13 protein-coding genes are annotated in these 8,780 nt (G+C 39.1%); 1 reads left to right on the top strand and 12 read right to left on the bottom strand.

What is annotated here, in order from left to right; translation table 11 throughout:
• Positions 1-557: 557 nt before the first annotated feature.
• The 6 genes from F0226_RS21680 to yqfB form a co-directional block, all read right to left on the bottom strand.
• The gene (locus tag F0226_RS21680; RefSeq protein WP_171737580.1) at positions 558-944 is read right to left on the bottom strand and encodes a GFA family protein; all 387 of its coding nucleotides are present in this window, start codon (positions 942-944) and stop codon (positions 558-560) included.
• A 137-nt stretch (positions 945-1,081) separates the two neighbouring features.
• The gene (locus tag F0226_RS21675; protein WP_171737579.1) at positions 1,082-1,588 is read right to left on the bottom strand and encodes a GNAT family N-acetyltransferase; all 507 of its coding nucleotides are present in this window, start codon (positions 1,586-1,588) and stop codon (positions 1,082-1,084) included.
• 150 nt (positions 1,589-1,738) lie between these two features.
• Entirely contained in the window at positions 1,739-2,143 is a 405-nt protein-coding gene (locus F0226_RS21670) for a DUF1801 domain-containing protein (RefSeq protein ID WP_171737578.1), read from the bottom strand.
• 146 nt (positions 2,144-2,289) lie between these two features.
• On the bottom strand, positions 2,290-3,009 hold the full coding sequence (locus F0226_RS21665; protein ID WP_171737577.1) for a DUF5677 domain-containing protein: 720 nt from the start codon (positions 3,007-3,009) through the stop codon (positions 2,290-2,292).
• A gap of 147 nt (positions 3,010-3,156) precedes the next feature.
• A complete protein-coding gene (locus F0226_RS21660) occupies positions 3,157-3,522 on the bottom strand; it encodes a hypothetical protein (RefSeq protein ID WP_171737576.1) in 366 nt (121 codons plus the stop codon).
• 170 nt (positions 3,523-3,692) lie between these two features.
• Complete coding sequence (gene yqfB / locus F0226_RS21655; RefSeq protein ID WP_253820888.1) at positions 3,693-4,004, bottom strand: N(4)-acetylcytidine aminohydrolase; 312 nt, start codon at positions 4,002-4,004, stop codon at positions 3,693-3,695.
• Between the two features lie 248 nt (positions 4,005-4,252).
• On the opposite strand from yqfB, the gene F0226_RS21650 reads away from it, so the two are divergent.
• A complete protein-coding gene (locus F0226_RS21650) occupies positions 4,253-4,642 on the top strand; it encodes a hypothetical protein (RefSeq protein WP_171737574.1) in 390 nt (129 codons plus the stop codon).
• 166 nt (positions 4,643-4,808) lie between these two features.
• Here the strand turns inward: F0226_RS21650 and F0226_RS21645 are convergent, their stop codons facing one another.
• The 6 genes from F0226_RS21645 to F0226_RS21620 form a co-directional block, all read right to left on the bottom strand.
• Positions 4,809-5,282, bottom strand: coding sequence for an HAD family hydrolase (locus F0226_RS21645; RefSeq protein WP_171737573.1), 474 nt, complete (start codon positions 5,280-5,282; stop codon positions 4,809-4,811).
• A gap of 277 nt (positions 5,283-5,559) precedes the next feature.
• A complete protein-coding gene (locus F0226_RS22720) occupies positions 5,560-5,694 on the bottom strand; it encodes a hypothetical protein (protein ID WP_301338169.1) in 135 nt (44 codons plus the stop codon).
• Positions 5,695-5,912: 218 nt separating this feature from the next.
• Positions 5,913-6,302: a hypothetical protein gene (locus F0226_RS21635; RefSeq protein WP_171737572.1), complete on the bottom strand. Its 390-nt coding sequence runs from the start codon at positions 6,300-6,302 to the stop codon at positions 5,913-5,915.
• 147 nt (positions 6,303-6,449) lie between these two features.
• Positions 6,450-7,001: a cysteine hydrolase family protein gene (locus F0226_RS21630; protein WP_171737571.1), complete on the bottom strand. Its 552-nt coding sequence runs from the start codon at positions 6,999-7,001 to the stop codon at positions 6,450-6,452.
• A gap of 166 nt (positions 7,002-7,167) precedes the next feature.
• Entirely contained in the window at positions 7,168-7,500 is a 333-nt protein-coding gene (locus F0226_RS21625) for a hypothetical protein (protein ID WP_171737570.1), read from the bottom strand.
• 202 nt (positions 7,501-7,702) lie between these two features.
• The gene (locus tag F0226_RS21620; RefSeq protein ID WP_171737569.1) at positions 7,703-8,581 is read right to left on the bottom strand and encodes a hypothetical protein; all 879 of its coding nucleotides are present in this window, start codon (positions 8,579-8,581) and stop codon (positions 7,703-7,705) included.
• Between the last annotated feature and the right edge of the window lie 199 nt (positions 8,582-8,780).

Below are 8,780 nucleotides of genomic sequence, written 5' to 3'. Positions count from 1 at the left end.
CGCTCAACCATAACACCTAAATCACTGAAACCAAATTGAAAGTAAAACTGCCGCGCGTTGGCTGTCTGCTTGAATTGCTTGTTATATTTTTAGATTCTCACGCGATGCAATTGGGAAAGGATTGAGGTGTAAACGTATTTGAAAAACCATTTCATACAGAAAAGCTCACCGTAAATGACCCCGTTAACCGTCAACATAAAACCAAGTTTCAAAGCCGATACTTTCAAAGGTGCGGACATTAAACCGATGGAAGACACGCTGATTCAAATACGATCCCAGCGATTTGGCAACCGCTAAAAGAACAACGAATAAATCGGGTTGAAGAATAGATATTTAAAGAAAGAAACTGATTTTTCAAAGCAAAGAACCTGACTGAACAAACATTATTTTAAAATCAGATTTCCCGATTAAACCTCTGAAATTAAAACAAATATAACGCCCAATTAAGTAGCTGACAACGCGACTAATACGCTCAAATCTACCACCTAAATCACTGAAACTAAACCAAGTTGAAAATGCCGAGCGTTGACAGTCTGCTTAAATTGCTTGTTATGTGCTTACTCAAACTCTTGGTGCTGAGGCAAATCACTTGTAACCTCGTACCAACTTGCCTTTTGAGACAGCCAAATATGACTCGACTCTTTCACATTTGGAACACTATCCAATGACCCCATTCTGAGCACTATATGCTGTGTGCCATTTCGTTTAGCATAGATCTGAGAGCCACAGTTACCACAAAAATATCGAAACTTACCTTTGGACGACTCGTAATTTTTTAAAGTACCCGATACGAGATTAAAATTCGAATCTGCTACAGCCGCTACACTTGAAAAAGCAGCAGAGTGAGCCTTCTGACAGGTCTTGCAGTGGCAATGGACTACGTCCCCTATTTCGCCGTCAACACTGTATTTTATCTGCCCACAAAGGCAACCACCTAAATTCATTGTGCCTCCTTGCACATAACGCCCAATTAAGTAGCTGACAACGCTACCAATACACTCAAATTTACCACCTAAATCACTGAAGCTAAACCGAGCTGAAAATGCCAAGCGTTGACAGTCTGCTTAAATTGCTTGTTAAGTTACAATATTTTGAAGAAGTAAACGGTACCTTCAAGCTCACCTGTCGAGCTACGCGCAAACTGAGGAATTTGACCTGCCTCTGTGTAACCAATTGCACGATACAGAGAAGATGCAACATCGCCTAAACGTGTATCAAGTACAAGTAATGACAAACCAGTTTCACATGCTACCCCTTCCATTGCTGACATTAGCGCTTTACTCACACCTTTACCTCGAGCACCAGTATGAACCATCAGTTTTTCAACTTCGCCTCGATGCGAGCCATTTGGTTTAGAGCAAAGTGATAATTGAACTGCGCCTATTATATTTTCGCCTTCACATGCAATAAATAATTTTCTTTCACCTAACTCAAGCTCTAGTCCTACAGACGACCAATATGATTCAACTTCGAGCTCATCAACTGGAGTTAAAAAGCCAACAGAAGCTCCACTTTCTATACAGTCGACTAGCAATAAATTTAGTTGTTCAACCAAACCAAAAGTCGTTTTTACTTCCTTTATTTCCACGATACTATCCTTGTAACTTAACGCCCAATTAAGTTGCAGACCAACGCAAGCCTGAACCTAAAGCAACGCACCGATTTCACCCAAACCAATTGGAACTGAAAATGCCACGCGTTGGCTGTCTGCTTAAATTGTTTGTTATGTGAATTCCTATCACGCGCCTAGAAGTGGCAAATGTTTTCGCTGCTGATAGGTTAAGGCAAGCTCTAAGCAGTTATTGATTGCCGACTCAGGCAACGGATTAGATAAACTTAAGACAATTGCTCTATTGCCTTGAAATTCCAGCGTGCCCTTGTGCAGTTCTCTAAATGTATCGATTAACTTAGTTTGGCAGTTGAAGAACAAAAAGTATTGGTTTGGCGATTTCATTTTCCAATCAATTCGAATTGGGCTGCCTTTTTTGACACTATAACTCGGCTCACCCCATTTCAGTGACTCTTCGACTTCACCTAGTTCCAAATCGGATGCAAGCTTGAGGATTAAAGTTCGTAATTCCTCCAGTCTTAGTCGGACGTTTTCGGGATATTCTTCGAAACGATTCTTAACTACCTTGTCCATTGAAAACTCCTATTCACATAACGCCCAATTAAGTTGCAGACCAACGCAAACCTGAACCTAAAGCAACGCACCGATTACACCCAAACCAATTGGAGCTGAAAATGCCACGCGTTGGCTGTCAGCTTAAATTGTTTGTTATGTGATTTTTACACCGCACTTTCCCAAATTTCCTGCATAAAGATTTCAAACTCACTTTGTAATGCATTATCAGTTATCTGACAGAGCATTAAACCAGCATGAGTCAGATATTGTGCCATATTCCCATAATAAAAAATGTCACTATCAGAAGTTTCACTGCCATTAAGAACTAGTGAATAAGTCGTTTTGTCTTCAGTTTCTCTAAAGTGACGATGGAACAAAGAACTTATTGAGCTATGCACATCACCACACAAATATGAATATAGCCCCTTGTACTCACTTTCCATGGTCGCCAATTGGAACTTTTCCAAAATAGTTACGTGTTTTTTCCCTAACAGATCTTGGAGATACTTAATCTCTTTCTCTATCAACGGAATTTTTTCATCAACGAGTGGAAGTAGAGATGACATATATAGGTTTCCAGCTTCAGCTTGCTGAAGATGCTTAAGGCGGGATTTCGCATCATCAAGCTCCATGACATTGATGTATTTTTCATCACCTCTCAAATTAACCAAGTCAACATAATGTTCCAGAAATGAACGATAAATCGCTAGTGCACCCGTTTCTAAACCTTTAGATGAAAGCAGCTCAAAAGACTGAGCTAATTCAATCAGCGAACAATAAATAGCAGCGGAATAAGCATGGTATTTATTGTTTCTTAGTAGATCAATTTTAACAATACGATTCTTTGAGAAGTCAATACTGTCGCTTAAAATATTAATAGTCATAACTACCTTACAATCAATCACATAACGCCCAATTAAGTAGCTGACAACGCTACTGATACTCTCAAATTTACCACCGAAATTACTGAAGCTAAACTGAGTTAAAAATGCCAAGCGTTGCCAGTCTGCTTAAATTGCTTGTTATGTGTGTTAGTTGATGTTTCTACTGATAATTTTGGCGATAAACGCAACCAATCCGCGCTCTTCATACCCTGCATAAGATGACGCTAAATAATTACGGAAACCAAAAAACACACCGATTAAACCACAAGCTATTCCAAGCCACTCAAACCAGTGAATCCGACGCATAAAGATTGACTCAAATGCTTGTGAAACAGCACTACCATTCAATTCTGATGCCTTACTTTCAAGAAATGCAGGAAAGCCGAAATAGAAAATTAGGAAAGATATAAACCCGAAACAAATTGCAGCCCACCAAGGCAATCTAGCCGCTATATACACCGAATCACTAACTATCGCAGAACCGTGTGATCTACGCCTATAGCGTCTTCCCATAGTTTCCTCCTAACACATAACGCCCAATTAAGTAGCTGACAACGCTACCAAATACACTCAAATTCACCACCGTAATCACTGAAGCTAATCGAGTTGAAAATGCCACGCGTTGACAGTCTGCTTGAATTGCTTGTTATGTGCGTAGTTGCGATAAGTAGAAAGCTCACCATTTACTTTAATACTTTGAATGTTATGAAATACAAGCCATTTTCGTTTGGATAGATTTTGCGAAGGATCCATTTGAGAATAAAAACAAATGGTAGATTCTCAGCTTTGGCATGCATTTGATTAAGTTGTTCGAAAGCTACTGGTTCATTACCTAGAATTTCTAGGTTACAGATTTTTCGATTGTCTTCGTACGTATAAGCCTCAACAACCTGTCCAATAGAGTAAAGGCTTTCTGATTTATCACGAATAGTCGCAACCTTCCGACCTGCCAATATCTGACGTTCCATTCGCGAGAAAAAAGTAATTTTATCCAATGAGTTACACCTATTTTCTGATAAGCACATAACGCCGCGTTAAGGTGCGACAAACAAGTGTGCCATGCTTGAGCGAAGCGAAACCGGCACGCGTTTGGAGTCACTCTTAAACGCTTTGTTATGCGACTGTTCGTCAGGCTTCAATATTTCCAACACTAGCCACACTAACACACACAACGACTTGATTTTTAAATTTTATTTAATGACATATCGTTCCAATTAAAGTGCTAATATTAAGGAAACATTCGATGTTTAACGCAATAGGTAATAGGTTATACACAGCTAAAGTCCAGGCTGATATTGGTGCTCAGTTTGACCAAGAGGTCGATAGTTTTTTAAATAGATCAGTACGCAAACAAACTTTTATCAATGCTGTTGTTGCCTCCATCCCTGCTGAAAATTTTGAAGTAGCAAAAAAACAAGAAGTGAAAATATTCTACAGTGCTTTAATTTCTCTGGCTGCTTACCTTGCTGAGGTAATGAAAGGGAGCATCAATCCGAATAATGAAGTTGAGGCTGCGGTTTGCCTTTGCCTCATAAATAGGGTTGAACGAGTAAATCTAGAGCTCATTAGTGAACACGAACGAGCAATGGTTTATTCTGCTATGCACACCTTAGAAGCATTTCAAACAAAATAAGTAAAATGAAGTCCGTTCAAATCGATTATATGAACGGGCTCACGGACGCATAACGCCCAATTAAGTAGCTGACAACGCTACCAATATACTCAAATTTACCACCTAAATCACTGAAACCAAACCGAGTTGAAAATGCCAAGCGTTGACAGTCTGCTTAAATTGCTTGTTATGTGCAAAGTTCCAACAGGTGATTGATTTGTTTTACATCTTTAGAAACTGAATTATTCATACACTTAGAGTTAAACCAAATGGCTTTAATACCGGCTGAAATTGCAGGCTCAATATCTTTTTCATATGTATCCCCAACCATGATTATTGACTCCGGTTCAACATTTAAAACATTGATGATTTTGTGGAAGAATTCTGAGGTACCTTTACCGATACCAAGGTTCGCTTTGCAAAAGTAACCCGATATATAAGGAGACAAACCCACCCTGTCAAATGACAACTTAATATCAGTTTCGGACGAGTCGGCTGCATTTGTTGCAATATAAACCCGGTGGCTTTTTGATAACTCTTGAAGTGTTCGTAATGCTCCGTCCACAGCTTGAACTTTTACCCAATCGCACATTTTCCCCTTTTGGTCAGGGAAATCGACCATGAGAGTATTACCCCAATCAAACAGGTAGATTTTAGTCATATTGCCTCCTTGCACATAACGCCGCGTTAAGTGGCGAGCAACGCTAACCACCTTACCTAAACCATTGTGACATAAACACTTAAACTAAATTGACCCGAAAACGCCATGCGTTGGGAGTCCGTCTTGAACGCTTTGTTATGCTTGTGCTATCAGCAGGCGCAGTAGCCAGATTTTCAAAACCCCACGTTGTTCCACTATGAAGTAATACCAATTTGTCATTCATGCCCACAGAGTAAAAATTACACGCAATATCGAGTTGGCTGTTGCCCAAAAAACTTTATTTGCGATTTTCTTTACCATCTAAATACACTGCATACTTTTTAGCAATTAGCTGATGTATATGAAGTCCTGTTTTACGAACAATATACCAATCTATCGCAGCTAAAACGGCTAATCCTATTATTGTTCCCATGTACAACCCTCCTTTACCATCAAGTCACAAGTCTATCAAACCATTGATAAAGCGCTAAAATTTACAATTTTCAGAATAGAGCATAACGCCCTGTTAAGGTGTGAGCAACGCAATACCGATGCTACCGCATACCACCTTAAACACTAAAACCAACGCATAGTAAAAATGCCACGCGTTGCGAATCACTCTTAAACAGATTGTTAGGTGTGTAATATCAGCTATTGCAAATACTCTCCATAACCTGAAACTAACGTACCTATAATCAGCGAAATAGCCATGATGATATGGACTTTATTTCTTACGTTAGTGGCAATTTCCCACGGCTGTTTGTTTTGTTTATTTGCCTGTTCTCGAATCTTGCGACGAAAAAAACGGGGTAAATACAAACCATGTTCATTATCACGATCCGTTGAACGCTCCAAACCAACATATAGCTCCCGTTGGTTAAAAAACAGCTCTGCTATAATAACGAAACAGATCAACACCCCACCAGATGACTCGAATTCCCAATTGATAACATAAGATACGACTACAGCAGACCAACCAATAAAAAGGCAGATCCAGACGCTTTTTGCTATCCACCACCAAAACTTAATACACTCTCTCACGAAATATTTCCTCGAAACACCTAACGCCGCGTTAAGTAGTGAGCAACGCCTACCACCTAACCAAAACCATTGCACCGTAAACGCAAAACTCGACTTAAAATGAAAATGCCGAGCGTTGGGAATCTGTCTTAAACGCCTTGTTATATGCTATTTCACTATACTCAAATATTTCTCTGTTGATGAAATATCAGCGAACGGAACACTTAATGCAGCCATAAACGCAGCCTGAACCTCTGCAGCTTTTACAGACTGACCATTAAATTCTAAATCTCGCGTAGCGCAAGCATCTGAAATTACATTGCATTTATAACCTAAATCAAACGCAGCACGCGTTGTGGTATCAATGCACATATGAGTCATAGCTCCACAAATAGTGAGTTCATCGACGCCTGCATTTTTTAGGGTTTCATTTAGCTCAGTTTCACGGAATGAACTTGGATAGTGTTTGATAACTACTATTTCATTATCAAGAGGTCTTACACTTTCATGTATTTCACAGCCAACAGTATTTGGTACAAAAAACGTTGCTCCCTCTCTTGTTGCAACATGCTGAATATGAAAAACTGGTGCGTTCTTTTGACGAAAAGCATTGAGCAACTGGTTACAATTTAAAGCTGCTTCATCTATCCCAACTAACTCCATTGAGCCGCCAGAAAAATAATCATTTTGAACATCAATTACAACTAACCCTTGTTTCATTTTATTATCCTTAATATTAAATTTGAACCCAATCGGGCATATAACGCCCAATTAAGTTGCAGACCAACGCAAACCTGAACTCAAAGCAACGCGCCGATTACACCCAAACAATTTGGAACTGAAAATGCCGCGCGTTGGCTGTCAGCTTGAATTGCTTGTTATAAAGCTATTTTTGACCATAGCTACATTTATAAGCTACACCTTGCACCTGATCAGTAACGACACCATAGTTGTTAGACGTCATTATTACTGCATTTGCACCTTTCAAGTATGCAGCTTCTTTAAGGCGTATATGAGCAGCTCTTTTTCGCCCCCAAGGCGAATGCAAAGTTACATCGTATGTGTCATTCACAGCGTCAATAGCGGTGCAATTCGCAAATTTATTCATTTGTTCTATTGATTCATACTCCGTTACTTGAGCAGAAGTCTCAGTAGGGGTCGTTGAACAACCAATCACAAATAAAGAGCTAGTAAGTGCTAACAATTTTAAGTATTTCATATATATCTATAGATCTAAAATCAATAAATACACTATACCATATGAATACATAAACAGCTTACGCTTAGCTAGCTTTATAACGCCCAATTAAGGTGTGAGCCACGCTACCACGACACTCAACTGGAACACCGTAATCACTAAAATTGCCCCAAACTGAAAATGCCAAGCGTGGGGAATCACTCTTAAATTGCTTGTTAAGTTTTTATTCGACTAACCTTGGGATTGATAGACCACCGGGCATAAATACCGAAAAACCACCAAGTGTAGAAAGCTCGCTCATTAAACTAAACCCCGCAACTTGGTAGTTATTTTTGTCATTTTTATCTGTCGATATAAAAAACTGTTTAGTATCAACAACGGTCGATATGCATAATTGAAGGAAGCCGCCAATAGTTCCATTGTCCTCTTCCAAAATAGACTCAAGTGCATATATTGGAGCATTACGTACTTGCTTACCTTTCGATACGAGTTGATGTTTTATGGCTTCAATTTTAGTCGCTACACGTTCTTTTTGATCACCAAGTACAAGATACTCTGTGTCATTCAATGATTTTTCAATAATATTAAGTACTGTGGGATTATCGGGTGAATTTCGTAGCATTATGGTTCGGTGCTCTTTTGTTTTAGGACAACAACCAAATATTAAAAACTCACATCCAACTCTCCTTGGAAAACTGAAACCTAAACTAGATATATACTTTTCACCAAGCTTTTTGCACAGCTCGGAAATTTCCATAAGTGAAGGTAGCTTATCTTCATAAGGATAATCAGGCTGATCGTAATAATGCACTTCAGATAGATTACCAACAAAAGTGCTTAGTATTTCTCTAACATTACTTCCAATCAATGTGCTTCCAGCAAAACCGAAGCCGAACCTAAATAAACACTTAGGATTGCTTCGATGAATATCTGAATTTTTATAAGTAAACGCTGATATCGAGGTTACTTTTGGACAATTATCAGTCATGACTGAGCCGCTATCCGATACCCTTGTATCACTAACAGCCCACAAGCCATCCCACATAACCCAAGCAGGACTTTTTTCTTGTTCTACGTTTCTCCAGCAAACTATAGATGTCATCTAAACTCCAAAAAAACTTAACGCCCAATTAAGTAGCTGACAACGCTACCAATACACTCAAACTTACCACCTTAATCACTGAAGCTAAACCGAGTTGAAAATGCCAAGCGTTGACAGTCTGCTTAAATTGCTTGTTATACGAATTTTTCCACCAATTCCTTTGTCATAAAGTGACTATGTGGATCGAGTTCATAATTAG

The organism is Vibrio sp. 99-70-13A1 (assembly GCF_013114625.1).
Classification (GTDB): Bacteria; Pseudomonadota; Gammaproteobacteria; order Enterobacterales; family Vibrionaceae; genus Vibrio.
This window is presented reverse-complemented; position numbering and strand designations above follow the sequence as displayed.